Origin of the sequence: Mesorhizobium sp. C120A (assembly GCF_030323105.1) — a bacterium.
In the GTDB taxonomy this organism is placed as follows: domain Bacteria; phylum Pseudomonadota; class Alphaproteobacteria; order Rhizobiales; family Rhizobiaceae; genus Mesorhizobium.
This window is the reverse complement of sequence record NZ_CP100476.1, coordinates 1005254-1019437: the sequence shown is the minus strand read 5'-3', so window position 1 is coordinate 1019437 and position 14184 is coordinate 1005254. Positions and strand designations below refer to the sequence as shown.

Annotated in this window: 16 protein-coding genes and 1 pseudogene; 9 read left to right on the top strand and 8 right to left on the bottom strand. The window is 63.4% G+C overall.

The features are described from left to right. Positions 1–49 precede the first annotated feature (49 nt). The 3 genes from NL532_RS05050 (at position 50) to NL532_RS05040 (ending at position 1807) form a co-directional block, all read left to right on the top strand. Positions 50–667 carry a TetR/AcrR family transcriptional regulator gene (locus NL532_RS05050; protein WP_023681427.1) on the top strand — a complete coding sequence of 206 codons (618 nt, stop codon included), beginning with the start codon at positions 50–52 and terminating at the stop codon, positions 665–667. Between the two features lie 76 nt (positions 668–743). Next, entirely contained in the window at positions 744–1187 is a 444-nt protein-coding gene (locus tag NL532_RS05045) for a hypothetical protein (RefSeq protein WP_023681428.1), read from the top strand. A gap of 26 nt (positions 1188–1213) precedes the next feature. Beyond that, the gene (locus NL532_RS05040) at positions 1214–1807 is read left to right on the top strand and encodes a hypothetical protein (protein WP_023681429.1); all 594 of its coding nucleotides are present in this window, start codon (positions 1214–1216) and stop codon (positions 1805–1807) included. A 225-nt stretch (positions 1808–2032) separates the two neighbouring features. On the opposite strand, the gene ppa is transcribed toward NL532_RS05040, so the two are convergent. From ppa to NL532_RS05005, 7 genes and pseudogenes are all read right to left on the bottom strand, one after another. Further along, positions 2033–2566 (bottom strand): inorganic diphosphatase, encoded by a 534-nt coding sequence (gene ppa, locus NL532_RS05035; RefSeq protein WP_023668623.1) that lies wholly within the window; start codon positions 2564–2566, stop codon positions 2033–2035. Between the two features lie 123 nt (positions 2567–2689). Beyond that, positions 2690–3196: a GNAT family N-acetyltransferase gene (locus NL532_RS05030; protein ID WP_023668622.1), complete on the bottom strand. Its 507-nt coding sequence runs from the start codon at positions 3194–3196 to the stop codon at positions 2690–2692. A 168-nt stretch (positions 3197–3364) separates the two neighbouring features. Then, entirely contained in the window at positions 3365–4003 is a 639-nt protein-coding gene (locus NL532_RS05025; RefSeq protein WP_023668621.1) for a TPM domain-containing protein, read from the bottom strand. A gap of 6 nt (positions 4004–4009) precedes the next feature. Then, complete coding sequence (locus NL532_RS05020) at positions 4010–4873, bottom strand: TPM domain-containing protein (protein ID WP_023827113.1); 864 nt, start codon at positions 4871–4873, stop codon at positions 4010–4012. A 35-nt stretch (positions 4874–4908) separates the two neighbouring features. Beyond that, a pseudogene (locus tag NL532_RS05015) lies at positions 4909–5364 on the bottom strand (TPM domain-containing protein); the annotation flags it as partial. 49 nt (positions 5365–5413) lie between these two features. Further along, positions 5414–6271, bottom strand: coding sequence for a TPM domain-containing protein (locus NL532_RS05010; RefSeq protein ID WP_502882000.1), 858 nt, complete (start codon positions 6269–6271; stop codon positions 5414–5416). A 151-nt stretch (positions 6272–6422) separates the two neighbouring features. After that, positions 6423–7055 carry a LemA family protein gene (locus NL532_RS05005; RefSeq protein WP_023681434.1) on the bottom strand — a complete coding sequence of 211 codons (633 nt, stop codon included), beginning with the start codon at positions 7053–7055 and terminating at the stop codon, positions 6423–6425. Between the two features lie 163 nt (positions 7056–7218). Between NL532_RS05005 and NL532_RS05000 the strand changes: the two genes are divergently transcribed. The 6 genes from NL532_RS05000 to NL532_RS04975 all read left to right on the top strand — a co-directional run bounded on the left by NL532_RS05000 (position 7219) and on the right by NL532_RS04975 (position 12666). Then, positions 7219–7470 (top strand): hypothetical protein, encoded by a 252-nt coding sequence (locus NL532_RS05000; RefSeq protein ID WP_023693217.1) that lies wholly within the window; start codon positions 7219–7221, stop codon positions 7468–7470. 134 nt (positions 7471–7604) lie between these two features. Then, the gene (gene pdxY, locus NL532_RS04995; protein WP_023688841.1) at positions 7605–8489 is read left to right on the top strand and encodes a pyridoxal kinase PdxY; all 885 of its coding nucleotides are present in this window, start codon (positions 7605–7607) and stop codon (positions 8487–8489) included. Next, positions 8486–9250 carry a DUF429 domain-containing protein gene (locus NL532_RS04990; protein ID WP_023688840.1) on the top strand — a complete coding sequence of 255 codons (765 nt, stop codon included), beginning with the start codon at positions 8486–8488 and terminating at the stop codon, positions 9248–9250. The genes pdxY and NL532_RS04990 overlap by 4 nt, the downstream gene beginning before the upstream one ends. A 147-nt stretch (positions 9251–9397) precedes the next feature. Continuing rightward, positions 9398–10042 carry a carbonic anhydrase gene (locus NL532_RS04985; RefSeq protein WP_023668613.1) on the top strand — a complete coding sequence of 215 codons (645 nt, stop codon included), beginning with the start codon at positions 9398–9400 and terminating at the stop codon, positions 10040–10042. Positions 10043–10109: 67 nt separating this feature from the next. Then, positions 10110–10523: a hypothetical protein gene (locus NL532_RS04980; RefSeq protein ID WP_023830140.1), complete on the top strand. Its 414-nt coding sequence runs from the start codon at positions 10110–10112 to the stop codon at positions 10521–10523. A gap of 88 nt (positions 10524–10611) precedes the next feature. Beyond that, positions 10612–12666 carry a M3 family metallopeptidase gene (locus tag NL532_RS04975; protein WP_023830141.1) on the top strand — a complete coding sequence of 685 codons (2055 nt, stop codon included), beginning with the start codon at positions 10612–10614 and terminating at the stop codon, positions 12664–12666. Between the two features lie 31 nt (positions 12667–12697). Here the strand turns inward: NL532_RS04975 and NL532_RS04970 are convergent, their stop codons facing one another. Next, complete coding sequence (locus NL532_RS04970) at positions 12698–14173, bottom strand: M81 family metallopeptidase (protein ID WP_023688837.1); 1476 nt, start codon at positions 14171–14173, stop codon at positions 12698–12700. Positions 14174–14184 lie beyond the last annotated feature (11 nt).

The following is a 14184-nucleotide window of genomic DNA, read 5'->3' as shown; positions in this document are numbered from 1 at the left end:
TGAGGACATGTATACGTACCGATCGGTAACACGTCAATCGAGTCATACCATGCCAACGGACAAAAATATTGAACTGACCATCAAGGACGGTCATGCAGCCGCACCGCCCAAGGCTGCCAAGAAAATCCTCGACGTGGCGTACGACCTGTTCTACCGCCGCGGCATCCGGGCGATCGGCGTCGACGAGATCGTCAAGCGCGCCGGCGTCACCAAGCCCAGCCTCTACCGCAGCTTTCCCTCCAAGGACGAGCTCGCCGCTTCCTATCTCAGGCAATATGACCGTGAGTATTGGGAGCGTTTCGACGAAGCCGTGGCTGCCCATCCCGGCGACCCGCGGGCACAGCTCAGGGCTTTCCTGACTCGCGTCGGCAAGCGCACGCAAAGGCCGGACTATCGCGGCTGCGGCATGACCAACGCGGCGGTGGAATATCCCGAACATGGCCATCCGGCGCGCGTCGTCAGCGAGGCCAACAAGCAGGAGTTGCGCCACCGCCTGCGCGCGATGGCCGCAGCGATGGGCGCTAAAGACCCTGAGACGCTCGGCGACGGCCTGCTGCTGTTGATCGAAGGCGCCTATATCAGTGGCCAGCTCTTCGGCCTCGGCGGCCCGGCGGCAGCGGTCGCCCGCAACGCCGACCTGCTGATCGAGGCGAGCTTGAAGAAATAGACCTCTTGCGATCCATTCCAACCGCAAGCAATATCGCCGTCATGTCAGCGATCAAAACAGAATCGCAGGTAACGACTTGAACATTGCTCAGACGATTTTGGACGATCTCAAAAAAATGTTCGGGATCAATTACATGAAGCGGGGCGACCTGGCGTTGATCTCGCACGAGGAAAAGAGGGATATTGCCACGGTCTTCGACCTGAACGAGCACAGGGTCAAGGAGGCCGTTCTGCGCAGAGTGCTTTTTCTGTTTTTGGTCGCATCGGTTGCGATGTATGTTGGGATGTATTTCGACGGCAAGGCACACGGCATTACCCAAACGGCGCGCATTCTGATCGCGTCGATAAGCGCAGTCGCTTTGGTATTTTTATACCTGGATGTTTTTGTTCCCGTCGTCCTGCTTGCCGCCTGCGCGTCACTCCTCGCAATCTGCTGGATGGACTACCAGGCGTTCGTTGCAGCCGCTTCGTTTTCCGCTTTGTACGCGCTATATTTTTTTGCGAGGCTCAGAGCCCGATAGCGAAATAACCACAGGGATTATTCGCCATGCGCGCTCTTCTGCTCTCGCTTGCCCTTGCCGGCCTCTGCCAGGTCGCCCATGCCGACGGAATATCCAGCGTCTACACCGACCTCGACTCGCAAAAGGATTGCGTCACCTATGCGCAGGCCGAGGAAGGTGACGGCGACTGGGCCGAACTCGCCTGCTCCGGCTATCGCGGCTATCCCGTGCTGATCGCCTATGACGATGCGCGTGAATCGCTGTTCTACGGGTTTCCGCCCGGCGGCGAGATGACCTCGGTCTGGGAGAGCTTTTCCGGCTTCAACTCGTCCGGCGCCAGGGTCGAATGGCGCATCGAGACCAAGGGCGACGTTGCCGTTCCCTTTGCCGTCATCCACCGCCGCTCGATCAGCAATCCCGAGGACGAGAACAAGCCGACCGAAGTGCTGCTCGTCGCCAAGGTCGCCCAGATGGAAGCCCGCGACGGCTGCACCATCGGCCTCGTGCTCGCCACCGGCAACCCTCAGGCCAACGACCAGGCGCGCAAGCTGGCGGACGAAAAGGCGAAGAGTTTCGCCTGTGGCAAGGACAAGCACACCGTCATCGGCAACGTCCCGGCTTTTGGCAGGGTGGATAACTAGCCACGTGGGTGCAAGGCACCCCTCTCTGCCCTGCCGGGCATCTCCCCCTCAAGGGGGGAGATTGGCAGCTTCGCTGGCGGCGCTTTTCTTTCGGCGCTGAAAATTGACGAAAGCCGTTGCGACATCCGATCTCCCCCCTTGAGGGGGAGATGGCCGGCAGGCCAGGGGGGTGCCTCGCGCTGGCGTTTGCCGCTTACTTGAACGAGACGCAGGCCTCTCTCGGCGCTACTTCGCCGCCTTCGCCCGTGCGATCGCGTCGACGATCATCTTCTTGGCGTATTTGGAATCGTGCCAGCCTTCGATCTTGACCCATTTGCCGGGCTCGAGATCCTTGTAGTGCTCGAAAAAGTGCTGGACCTGGTCGCGGGTGATCTCGGGCAGCTGCGTGTATTCGGTGACGTTTTCGTAGCGCAGCGTCAGCTTCGGCGACGGCACGGCAATGACCTTCTCGTCCTGGCCGGCATTGTCTTCCATCACCAGCACGCCGATCGGCCGCACATTGATGACGCATCCCGGCACCAAGGCGCGCGTGTTGCAGACCAGAACGTCGATCGGGTCGCCGTCGCCCGAGAGCGTGTGCGGCACGAAACCGTAATTGCCGGGGTAGCGCATCGAGGTGTGCAGGAAACGGTCGACGAACAGCGTGCCGGCCTCCTTGTCCATCTCGTACTTGATCGGCTCGCCGCCGATCGGCACCTCGATGATGACGTTGATGTCCTCGGGCGGGTTCTTTCCGATGGCAATGGCTTCGATTCGCATGGCTTAAATCCCTCTCTCGATGTCCAAGATCGATAGCGGGCGGCGCGGCATGGTGCAATGCGGCGATTGGTGCGAAGCGCTAACGGAAGCGCACGGTTTATGATGATTTGTAACCGAGGCCGGTCATTCCCAGACGAAGGCGACCTTCTTGAGCGCCCTCTGCTCGAAAATCTCGACGCCTTCGGCGACGTCACGGCCACCCGCGCCGGCATAGAAGGAAAGTGCGTTCTGGTTGTCTTCCAGCGCCCACACCACCATTCCCTTCAGCCCGTGGTCGGCAAGCCGCGCCCGCGCCGCCTTGAACAGCCGGCTGCCGAGCCCGATGCCTTGATATTCCGGACGCAGGTAAAGTTCGTAGATTTCGCCCTGTTGCTTCAGCTCGCGGGCGCGGTTCTTGCCGATCGTGGCATAGCCGGCGATGGTGCCGCCGATCTCGACCACCAGAACGGTGGCGGCGCGGCGGATGGCGTTGGCCCACCAGTCGGCGCCGCGGCGGTTGATCATCGAGGTCAGCGAGCGATGCGGGATGATGCCGGAATAGGCGCCCTCCCAAGCCTGCTGGTGCACGTCCGCAATGGCGCCAGCGTCGCGCGGTTCGGCTTTCCTGATGTCGATGCTCAGCGTATTCATGATTTGTTAACCATAAACCCGCATCGGCCATTTGCAAGAGTCGAGGTCAGCCCGCCGACCGCTTTCTCACAGCCGATCGCGACACTGCTGACAATGGGCAAAGCCTGCCTGGAAAACGCACCCAGCCGGCGCGGTCAGGCGTCCGTCCGGGTAGCGCGTGCTGGCTTTTCAGATCTCGACGAGATGATCGTCCAGTTCATTGGCATCGCCCGACGTCACCGGGAAATGCTCGGCCAGCACCGCGCCGACCTGCCCGATCGCCTTGACGAAGCCGTCGGCGAGCCGGTCGTCACCGGCATGCTGCAGGAGATCGCGCACCACGCCGTCCCAGACATGCTGGCCGACCTTGCTGTCGATGCCCGAATCGGCGACCACTTCGGCATAACGCTCGGCGATCGACACGAAGACCAACACGCCGGTGCGCGCCGTGGTGCGGTGGACATTGCGGGCGAGGAACTGCCTGAGCGCATTGTGATGTGCCGCCTGATAACGCTGCCGGCGCGGCACCAGATGGATGCGCAAGCCGGGCAGCGCCCACAAAAGCACCAACACCGAGGCCAGTGCCAGCAGTTGGACAATGACGAAATGCGGCAGCCGGATGGACAGCCACCAGGCTTCCAGCCCATAAGCGACGGCGAGGCTGGCAATCAGCATGCCTGATGTCGCCATGAAGGCGGCGGGAAAGAAATAGCCGTCGCTGGCATGCGCAACGACGCAGTAGATCTCGCCGTCGGTTTTGGCCTCGGCCGCGCGGATCGCGGTGGCGATGCGCTCATGGTCCTGTGGGCTGATCGGTCGTGTTGCCATCTTCTCTCACCAGCTCCCTGAAGACCCGCCACCGCCAGACGAACCGCCGCCGCCTGAAAACCCGCCGCCGCTGCTTGAGCCCGAAGACCAGCTGCTGCCCGACGACGAACTTGTTGTCCAGCTGCTGGAGCCCGAGGACGATCCGCTCGGCCCCTGGCCGTAGCGAAAGGTCATGCCCAGCCATTTATACACGCCCGGCGACAGCTTGGTGCCGAAGATCGGCGGCAGGAAGGCCATCGCCAGGCCGCCGAAGAACATCGCCGCCCACAGGATCAGGAAGACCGCGACGACGGGATCGATGGGCGTGCTGCGGTCGGCCGGGTTGCGCTTGCCGCGCGCCTCCAGCTCTTCCGGGTTGCCTTCCAGCACCATGACCATGTCGTCGACGGCCTTGGAAATGCCGCCGGAGAAATCACCGGCGCGGAACGCCGGCACCATGTCGTTTTCGATGATCAGTTTGGTGTGCAGGTCGGTCAGCGTGCCTTCCAGCCCGTAGCCGACCTCGATGCGCATCTTGTGGTCGTTCTTGGCCACCAGCAGAAGCACGCCGTTGTTTTCGCCGGCCTGCCCGAGTTTCCAAAAGCGGAACAGCCGGTTGGCGTAGGGTTCGATCTCCTCGCCGTCGAGGCTGTTGATCGTGGCGACGACGATCTGGTCGGAGCCTTTGGTCTCGAAATCCGCGAGCTTCTGCGTCAGTGCCGCCTTGGTCGCGGCGTCGATAATACCGGCATTGTCGACCACCCGCCCGGTGAGTGCCGGCAGGTCTGCCGCCAAAGCTACAAACAGCATGGTGAGCATCGTCAACAGCGCGATGCCGATCGTCGCGGCTGCGCGGCCAGGTCTTGGCGGATTGAAGACGCGTACTGTCATGCCGTCACCAGTTCCCCTCAACCACCATGACTGTCCTCAATCACCATGATCATGTCGTCGACCGCTTTGGAAATACCGCCGGAGAAATCCCCGGCGCGGAAGGCCGGCACCATGCCTTCAATGATCCGTGTGGCGTGCTGGTTGGTGAGCGTGGCTTCCAGCCCGTAGCCGACCTCGATGCGCATCTTGCGGTCGTTCACGGCCACCAGCAGAAGCACGCCATTGTTCTTGGCCTTCTGGCCGAGCTTCCAAGCGTTGAACAGCCGGGTGGCGTAAGGCTCGATCTCCTCGCCGTCGAGGCTGGGAACCGTCGCGACGACGATCTGGTCGGAGCCTTTGGTCTCGAAATCGGCCAGTCTTTGGGTGAGCGCCGCCTCGGTCGCGGCATCGATGATGCCTGCATTGTCGACGACACGACCGGTGAGGGCGGGCAGTTCCGCCGCCAGCGCCGCGAAGCTGACGAGCAAGACCAGCAAGGCAGCGCCGGTCATCGTGGCGAAGCGGCCATGCCAGGGATTGGCGATGCGTGTTGTCATCTCGTCACCAGCTTCCCGAGGAGCCGCCGCCGCCGGACGAACCGCCGCCGCCGGAAAAGCCGCCACCACCGCTTGAACCCGACGACCAGCCGCCCCCGCCCGAAGACCAGCCGCCGCTGGACGACCGCCGGCCCGGCTCGAATGTCATGCCGAGCCAGCGATAGCGGCCGGGACCGAGTTTTTGGCCGAAGATCGGCGGCAGGATGGAGGCGGCCATGCTGCCGAAGAAGATGATTGCCCAGATGCTGATGAAGACGCCGAAGAACAGATTGTCGGTATTGATGGGCGGCTTCTGGTTGCGCTCGCCGCGCGCCTCCAATTCCTCCGGATTGCCTTCCAGCACCATCACCATGTCGTCGACGGCCTTGGAAATGCCCCCGGAGAAATCGCCGGCGCGGAACGCCGGCACCATGTCGTTTTCGATGATCAGCTTGGTGTGCAAATCGGTCAGCGTGCCTTCCAGCCCATAGCCGACCTCGATGCGCATCTTGCGGTCGTTCGGCGCCACCAGCAGCAGCACGCCGTTATTTTCCTTGGCCTGGCCGAGCTTCCAGAAGCGAAACAGCCGGTTGGCGTAAGGCTCGATCTCCTCGCCGTCGAGGCTGGGGATGGTGGCGACGACGATCTGGTCGGAGCCTTTTGTCTCGAAGTCGGCGAGTTTCTGGGTGAGCGCGGCTTTGGTTCCCGCGTCGATAATGCCGGCGTTATCGACGACGCGGCCGGTCAGCGCGGGGAGGTCGGCGGCGAAGGCGGTGAGGGGCAGGAAGACGGCCAGAAAGGCGAGAAGAACACCAAGGTTGGCGTTCCTTCGCGTCCCCCTCTGTCCTGCCGGACATCTCCCCTCGAGGGGGGAGATTGGCAATCTCGCTGCCGACGCTCAGCCGGCAACGCTGATATTTGGCGCAAGGACAGAAGACAGCTGATCTCCCCCCTTGAGGGGGAGATGTCCGGCAGGACAGAGGGGGGTGTGAAGGAACGCAAGGCTGGCAAAGGCCAAGCTCACCCAGACGTCATCACCCGCCCTGCTTCGTGCCGAAATCGACCTTCGGCGGCTGCATCTTGTCTTCTTCGACGGTGAAGTTGGCGAAGGGCTCGTTGCTGCGGAACCAGAAGGTTGCCCATAGCACCGACGGAAAGGTCCTCAGCGTCAGATTGTAATCCTTGACCGCCAGGATGTAGTCGCGCCGCGCCACGGCGATACGGTTCTCGGTGCCTTCGAGTTGCGCCTGCAGCGCCAGGAAATTCTGGTTGGCCTTGAGGTCGGGATAGGCCTCCGACACCGCGATCAGCCGCGACAGCGCGCTGGTCAGCCCTGATTGCGCATCCTGGAACTTCTTGAGCGCTTCGGGGTCCTTCAGCGTTTCCGGCGTCACCGTGATCTGCGTCGCCTTGGCGCGCGCTTCGACCACCGCATCGAGCGTGTCCTTTTCATGCGAGGCATAGCCCTTCACCGTCTCGACCAAATTGGGAATGAGGTCGGACCGACGCTGATACTGGTTCAGCACCTCGCTCCATGCCGCCTTGGCGTTTTCCTCCGCCGTCGGGATGGTGTTGAAGCCGCAGCCGGCGAGCAGAGGCAGCACGACGGCCATCATCAGCACGGCCGGCAGACTGCGGAAAGGGAAGGCAAGGCGCTGGGCAAACATGGTGAGGTCCCTCGACAGAAGTTGCATGCGAAGCATTAGCACAATCCGCGCTCAAGAAAATGTCTGCCGCTGGCGCGCATTCCTGGCGCGCATTCATGCGCCGGCGAGGCCCTGTGATTGATCGCGCGAACACGGTATGGTTCCCGGCAAACAGGACAGGATCATGGCGGAACGCCACGACGATGACAGCGAATCGCGCCGCATTATCGAGCGCGTGGCGAACGAGGGCGGCCTTGGCGGCGCATCGCTGGTGTCACGGGCAGCGAAAGGCGCGCGCGATCATGTTACCGCAGCGGAGGCCGACCGATCCGATCCGATCGAGGTCTGGGGCACCCGCATCGGTCGCGCACTTGGGCTCATCGTCGCCCTCGGCCTTTTGATCTGGCTCGTGTACTACGTCTCCCGGGGCAGCTAGAGCATGATCCTGAAAAGTGGGAACCGGTTTTCTCGGACAAACGGGGAACCGTTTTGTCCGGAGATCATCCTCCAACCAAAGAGATAGATCAGGATGACGATTCAACGAAAAATTATCCGTATCTAGGATTTTCCATGAACCGCGAAAAAGCCGACGCGCCGCGCGCGGTCATCGTCATTTCCAGCCATGTCGCCCGCGGCTCGGTCGGCAACCGCGCCGCCGTGTTTGCGCTGGAGACGCTGGGCTTTCCCGTGTGGGCGGTACCGACGGTCATCTTGCCCTGGCATCCGGGCCATGGCCGCGCCACGCGCATCGTGCCGCCGCTCGACCAGTTCAAGGCGCTGATGGCCGATCTCGAGCGCGCGCCCTGGCTGGGTGAGGTCGGCGCGGTGCTGTCGGGCTATCTTGGCGAGGCCGGCCAGGCCGAGGCCGTCGCCTCGCTGGTTGCGGCGGTCAAGGCCAAGACGCCGGACGCGATTTATATATGCGATCCGGTGATGGGCGATTCCGGCGGGCTCTATGTGCCCGAGCCGACGGCCGCCGCGATGCGCGACCGGCTGATGCCGATCGCCGACATCGCCACCCCCAACCGCTATGAGCTGGAGTGGATGGCCGGCGCGCCTTTGCCCGATCTGAAATCGGTGATCTCGGCCGCCCTCCATGCCGGACCGTCAACAATGCTGGTGACGTCGGCACAGTCGATGATGACCGGCGGCACCGGCAATCTGCTGCTTGACGGCACCCAGGCGCTGCTGGCCGAACACCGCCTCATCGACAAGCCGCCGAATGGCCTCGGTGACCTGACTGCGGCCGTCTACCTCGCCCGCATCCTGTCGGGGCAGCCGCCGATCAAGGCGCTGCAATCGACCACCGCCGCCGTCTACGAAATCCTGGCGCGAACCGCCAAGCGTGGCGGCGACGAGTTGCAGCTTGAAACCGATGCCCAGAGCCTGTCGCATCCGATGGCGATGGTGCAACTGCGCCACCTCACGCATCCGGGGCGGGACCGCCGGGCGTGACCTCGACCGTGGTCGTCGGCGTCGACGGCTGCAAGGCCGGCTGGATCGCCGTCCGCCGCGATCTGGATGCCGCGCCGTCAGTCCGCGTCTTTCCCAGCTTTGCGACCCTGCTCGACGCCTTGCCCGCCGATGCGACAGTGGTCGTCGACATGCCGATCGGCCTGCCGGACGTCTCGCAAAGAGGCGGGCGCGGGCCGGAGACCTTGGTACGGCCAATGCTCGGAGCACGGCAATCCAGCGTCTTCTCTATCCCGTCCCGCCCGGCCCTCTACGCCGACACCAGCGGCTTCACCACGGTCGAGGCCTGGTATGAGGCACATCGGCGCGCCAGCGAGGTGGCCAAGGCGACCTCCGATCCGCCACGCGGCGTCTCGATCCAGGCCTTCGGCATCTTTGCCAAGATACGCGAGATCGACGCGCTGCTGATCGCACGTCCGCAACTGCGCCGCCGCGTCTTCGAATCGCATCCCGAAGTGGCCTTCTGCCGGCTGAACGGCGAAAAACCGATGACACTGCCGAAGAAGATCAAGGGCGCCGTCAATCCGGCCGGGATGGAAGAACGCAAGGCACTGCTCTGCCGGCACGGCTATACCAGAGCTTTCCTTGACCAGCCGCCGCAACGCGGTGCTGCCGCCGACGATTTCCTCGACGCCGCAGCGATGATGCTGATTGCCGGACGCATTGCCGGCGGGGAGGCAACGCCGTTTCCCGACCCGCCGCTTGCCGACCGTTTCGGCATTCCCCTGGCGATCTGGGCGTGAGGCAAGCGGCGCCATGCGTGCGGCATGGCGATTTGCGACGAAGCCATCCGCAATTCGGCATTGCCCGCGACGGGCATTTGCCGTTAGAGCCTTTCTAACTTGAAATGAGCTGCCGTCGCTAACCCCGAAAGGCTTCATCCCTAGCCCATGCCCCATCTCCCCGAACATCTTTGGACCGGCTACCGCAACTTCATGAATGGCCGCTATCTCACCGAGAGCGGACGCTATCGCGAGCTTGCCCGCGAGGGGCAGGCGCCCGAAACCATGATCGTTGCCTGCTGCGATTCCCGCTCTGCCCCCGAGGCGATCTTCGACGCCGGTCCGGGCGAACTGTTCGTCCTGCGCAATGTCGGCAATCTGGTGCCGCCCTATGCGCCGGACGGCGAGTTCCACTCGACCTCGGCCGCGCTCGAATTCGCCGTGCAGAGCCTGAAGGTGAAAAACATCGTGGTGATGGGCCATGGCCGCTGCGGCGGCATCCGCGCCGCGCTCGACACCAATTCGGCGCCGCTGTCGCCCGGCGACTTCATCGGCAAATGGATGAGCCTGATCGCGCCGGCCGCCGAAACCGTTTCGTCCAGCACGTTCATGACGACAACCGAACGGCAGACGGCGCTGGAGCGGATTTCCATCCGCTATTCGATCGCCAATCTCAGGACCTTCCCTTGCGTCTCCATCCTCGAAGGCAAGGGGCGGCTGTCGCTGCATGGCGCCTGGTTCGACATCTCGACCGGCGAGCTCTGGGTGATGAACAAGGACACCGGCGACTTCGAGCGGCCGGATTTGACGTAGACCCATGATCCCGAAAAGTGGGAACCGGTTTTCGGATAAGGGCATGGTCAAATAAGAGGAGGCAAGAATGCGGGTTTGGCCTGCGATCGCTTTCGCCGTAGCGGCGCTGCTGATTTCGCTCGTCCCTGCCCGCTCCGATGACGGCGCCATTATCGACCGCTGGTATTCGGCGCTGCTGGTCGCCGATCGCACCGAATTGTCGGACCTGCTCGCCGACGATGTCCGCATCAAGCTCGACGATGTCGGCGTCGTACAGTCGAAGCAGGAGTTCATCGCGTCGATCGACGAATGGAAGGGCGCGGTCGCCGGAGCCGCAATCCGGCATCGCGTCGAAAAGAGCGAGGCCGGCGTCACAACTGTCATCGCCTGCTATGATTTCCCCAACAATGACATGCTGATGCAGGAGACGTTCGCCGTCACCGGCAACCGCATCACCGCCAGTTCGCAAGCGGCGATCGCGGAAAATTGCGACGGCTTCTGACGCGGGCTTGAACGGCCGCGCTGTTGCGCCGCGCCAGTCATCGCCCTACATCGGTCAGCAAGCTCCGCCAATCATCGAAAGATCCCCCATGCCGTCCACGAAAACCGTCGATCTCGCCGCCCATCCGCTGACCAAATGGCAAGGGCCGCTCGGCCTGCCGGATTTTGCCAGCATCGGCGACGACGATTTCTCCTCGGTGTTCGACGCGGCGCTGAAGGCACATGAGGCCGAAATCGATGCGATCGCCGGCAACAAGGATGCGCCGACCATCGAGAATACGCTGGCAGCCCTCGAGCTCGCCGGTGAGCCGCTCGACCATGTCTCGTCGATCTTCTGGTGCCGGGCCGGCGCCCACACCAACGATGCGATCCAGGCGCTGGAGCGCGATATCTCGCCAAAAATGTCGAGGCATTTCTCGGCGATCTCGATGAACGAGAAATTGTTTGCCCGCGTCGACGCTCTCTACCAGCGCCGTGAGACGCTCAAACTCGACGCCGAGACGCTGCGGGTGCTGGAGAAGACCTGGAAAGGCTTTGTGCGATCGGGCGCAAAACTCGACGCCGACGGCAAGAAGCGGCTGGCCAACATCAGCGAGGAGCTGTCCTCGCTCGGCACGACCTTCGGCCAGAACGTGCTGGCCGACGAGCGCGACTGGGCGCTTTTCCTCGACGAGGCTGATCTTGCGGGCCTGCCGGACTTCGTGAAGAGTTCGATGGCCGAAGCCGCCGAGACGCGCGGCCAGAAAGGCCGCTACGCAGTCACCTTGTCGCGCTCTATCTATGAGCCGTTCACGACCTTCTCCGAACGCCGCGACCTGCGCGAGAGCGCCTTCCGCGCTTTCACCATGCGCGGCCAGAATGGCGGCGCCAGCGACAACACCGCAGTGGTGCGCGACATGCTGAAACTGCGCGCCGAAAAGGCCAGGCTGCTAGGCTATGCCTCGTTCGCCGCGCTGAAACTCGACGACACCATGGCCAAGACGCCGAAGGCGGTGCACGACCTCCTCGACCCGGTCTGGGAGAAAGCGCTGGAGAAGGCCGCCGCCGACCAGAAGGAGCTGGAGCGGCTGGCGACCAAGGCAGGCAGCAACGAAAAATTCGCCGCCTGGGACTGGCGCTTCTACCAGGAGAAATTGCGCGCCGAAAAATTCGCCTTCGACGAGGCGGAACTGAAACCCTATCTGCAACTCGACCGCATCATCGACGCCTGCTTCGACGTCGCCACAAAACTGTTCGGCATCACTTTCGAGGAGAAGAAGGGCATCGCCGCCTGGCATCCCGACGCGCGCGTCTTCGTGGTGAAGAACGCCGATGGCAGCGAGCGCGGCCTGTTCCTCGCCGACTATTTCGCCCGGTCCTCGAAGCGCTCCGGCGCGTGGATGAGCGCGCTGAAGTCGGGCTACAAGCTTGGCGATGGCTCCAAGCCGGTGATCTACAATATCATGAACTTCGCCAAGCCGCCGGCCGGGGAAGCAGCGCTGTTGTCGGTCGATGAGGCCAAGACCCTGTTCCACGAGTTCGGCCATGCTTTGCACGGCATGCTGACCGACGTCACCTGGCCGTCGGTGGCGGGCACCTCGGTTTCCCGCGATTTCGTCGAACTGCCTTCGCAGCTCTACGAGCACTGGCTGACGGTGCCCGCAGTGCTGGAAAAGCATGCGCTGCATGTTAAGACCGGCAAGCCGATGCCGAAGTCGCTGCTCGACAAGATGCTGGCCGCCCGCACGTTCGGCGCCGGTTTCGCCACGGTCGAGTTCACAGCGTCGGCGCTGATCGACATGGCGTATCACGCGCGGCCGGATGCGCCGGCGGAACCGCTGCGTTTCGAAGCCGAAACGCTGGAAAAGCTTGATATGCCCGACACCATCGCCATGCGTCATCGCACCCCGCATTTCGGCCATATCTTCTCCGGCGACGGTTATTCAGCCGGCTACTATTCCTACATGTGGTCGGAAGTGCTCGACGCCGACGCCTTCGCCGCCTTCGAGGAGACCGGCGATCCCTTCAACCCGGCGCTGGCGGAACGGCTTCGGAAGAATATCTATGCCGCTGGCGGGTCGATGGATCCGGAGGAGCTGTACACGGCGTTCCGCGGCAAGATGCCTTCGCCGGAAGCGATGATGGTGAAGCGGGGATTGCTATAGCGCCGCCTTATCTCCCCCCTCGAGGGGGAGATCACCAGCGCCAAGGATCCGCCACCCGTGGCCACACCGGCCGCGTCAGCTTCCTGTAATCCGTCACCGCCGGATTGCTCGGATACGAGCTCGGCGCCGAGACATAGATGATCTCCGCCGCGATCGGTTCAAAGCCGGCGTAGAAATGGTTGGTTGACTTGATCAGCAATATGTCCTTCGACAACGGATCGACACCGATGTTGGAGAAGACATCCGGCTCGAAGGTCTGCGTGCGGTTGGTGTTGAGGATGATGTCGATTTCGGTGCCTTCGAGCCGCACCAGCGCCGTCGGTCCGAGCGTCACCCGGCTCGGCCCGAAGCTCTGCCAGCCCTCGGGGACGGCTTTCAACACCTTGACGCGCGCATCGATCGGTTCGCCGGCCAGCGGCCCGGCCTTGCCGCCGAAGCGCAGGTCGATGACGGCGCCTTCGCCTGCCGCCTGGCAAAAGGTGACAGCGATCGGGTCCCAGATCGTCGCCACGCCAAAATTGTCCACGCCCTGTTCCAGCATGGCGCGCAGCACGACCGTACCGTCGCCGGCGACGCCACCGCCGGGATTGTCCCAGATGTCGGCAATCACAACCGGCTTGCCGGGATTTTCCTTGCGCACGGCCAGTGCCCGCGCGATGCCGTCCTCGGTGTTCAGCATCGTCATCGCCGTCCTTTCGCGGATGGCGTAAAGCTCGTGCCCTAGCCTCTCCGCCAGCGCATCGCCCTTGGCCTTGTCATTGTCAGTGACGACCAGGATGCGCGTGCCCATTTCCGGCACGTCCGCGGCCATGAAGCCATGGATGACCGAGACCGACAGCACGCCGTCCTTGCCGTGCAGCGCCTTGATGCGGTCGACGAAGGAGCGCATCGGCTCGCGGCTGGTCGGCAGCACCTGGATCATGCGGCAGTCGAACGTCGAGATCACCGGCTTGATCTCGTCGCGCGCCGCCGCCAATCCAAGCTCGACGACATGTTCGCCGCGCTCATAGAAGTCGGTGTGCGGGAATTCGAGGAAATAGGCCATGACATTGCATGCCGCGACGCGCTTTGGGGTCAGATGACTGTGCGGGTCGAGCTCGACCGCGATCACCACGTCGGGCCCGACGATTGCGCGAACCCGTTCCAGCAGATCGCCTTCGCAATCGTCATAGCCTTGCGCCACCATGGCGCCGTGCAGGCCGAGGATGACGGCGTCGACCGGCAAGGCTGCCTTCAACTGGCCGAGAATCTCGTCGCGCAACGACTCATAGGTCTGCCGCTGCACCAGCCCGCCCGGCTCCGCCCAGGTGGCGGTGCCTTCGATGACGGTCAGCCCTTCGGCAGCCGCACGCCGGCGCAGCGCGACCATCGGCGAGGAGCACAAGGTCGGCGTGTCTGGATGCTTGCCCGGCCCGGCATAGAACGCCATCTCGAACGACGCCCGGTCGGTCGGCACCGGCGAGAAGGTGTTGGTTTCGGTCGCCAGCGAGGCGGTGAAGATGCGCATGAAAGCTCCGT

What these genes read in the sequence shown, in the direction of transcription:
- NL532_RS05050 (WP_023681427.1), top strand. Translation starts at nt 50, where the DNA reads ATGCCAACGGACAAAAATATTGAACTGACCATCAAGGACGGTCATGCA.
- NL532_RS05040 (WP_023681429.1), top strand. Translation starts at nt 1,214, where the DNA reads ATGCGCGCTCTTCTGCTCTCGCTTGCCCTTGCCGGCCTCTGCCAGGTC.
- ppa (WP_023668623.1), bottom strand. Translation starts at nt 2,566, where the DNA reads ATGCGAATCGAAGCCATTGCCATCGGAAAGAACCCGCCCGAGGACATC.
- NL532_RS05030 (WP_023668622.1), bottom strand. Translation starts at nt 3,196, where the DNA reads ATGAATACGCTGAGCATCGACATCAGGAAAGCCGAACCGCGCGACGCT.
- NL532_RS05025 (WP_023668621.1), bottom strand. Translation starts at nt 4,003, where the DNA reads ATGGCAACACGACCGATCAGCCCACAGGACCATGAGCGCATCGCCACC.
- NL532_RS05020 (WP_023827113.1), bottom strand. Translation starts at nt 4,873, where the DNA reads ATGACAGTACGCGTCTTCAATCCGCCAAGACCTGGCCGCGCAGCCGCG.
- NL532_RS05005 (WP_023681434.1), bottom strand. Translation starts at nt 7,055, where the DNA reads ATGTTTGCCCAGCGCCTTGCCTTCCCTTTCCGCAGTCTGCCGGCCGTG.
- NL532_RS05000 (WP_023693217.1), top strand. Translation starts at nt 7,219, where the DNA reads ATGGCGGAACGCCACGACGATGACAGCGAATCGCGCCGCATTATCGAG.
- pdxY (WP_023688841.1), top strand. Translation starts at nt 7,605, where the DNA reads ATGAACCGCGAAAAAGCCGACGCGCCGCGCGCGGTCATCGTCATTTCC.
- NL532_RS04985 (WP_023668613.1), top strand. Translation starts at nt 9,398, where the DNA reads ATGCCCCATCTCCCCGAACATCTTTGGACCGGCTACCGCAACTTCATG.
- NL532_RS04980 (WP_023830140.1), top strand. Translation starts at nt 10,110, where the DNA reads ATGCGGGTTTGGCCTGCGATCGCTTTCGCCGTAGCGGCGCTGCTGATT.
- NL532_RS04975 (WP_023830141.1), top strand. Translation starts at nt 10,612, where the DNA reads ATGCCGTCCACGAAAACCGTCGATCTCGCCGCCCATCCGCTGACCAAA.
- NL532_RS04970 (WP_023688837.1), bottom strand. Translation starts at nt 14,173, where the DNA reads ATGCGCATCTTCACCGCCTCGCTGGCGACCGAAACCAACACCTTCTCG.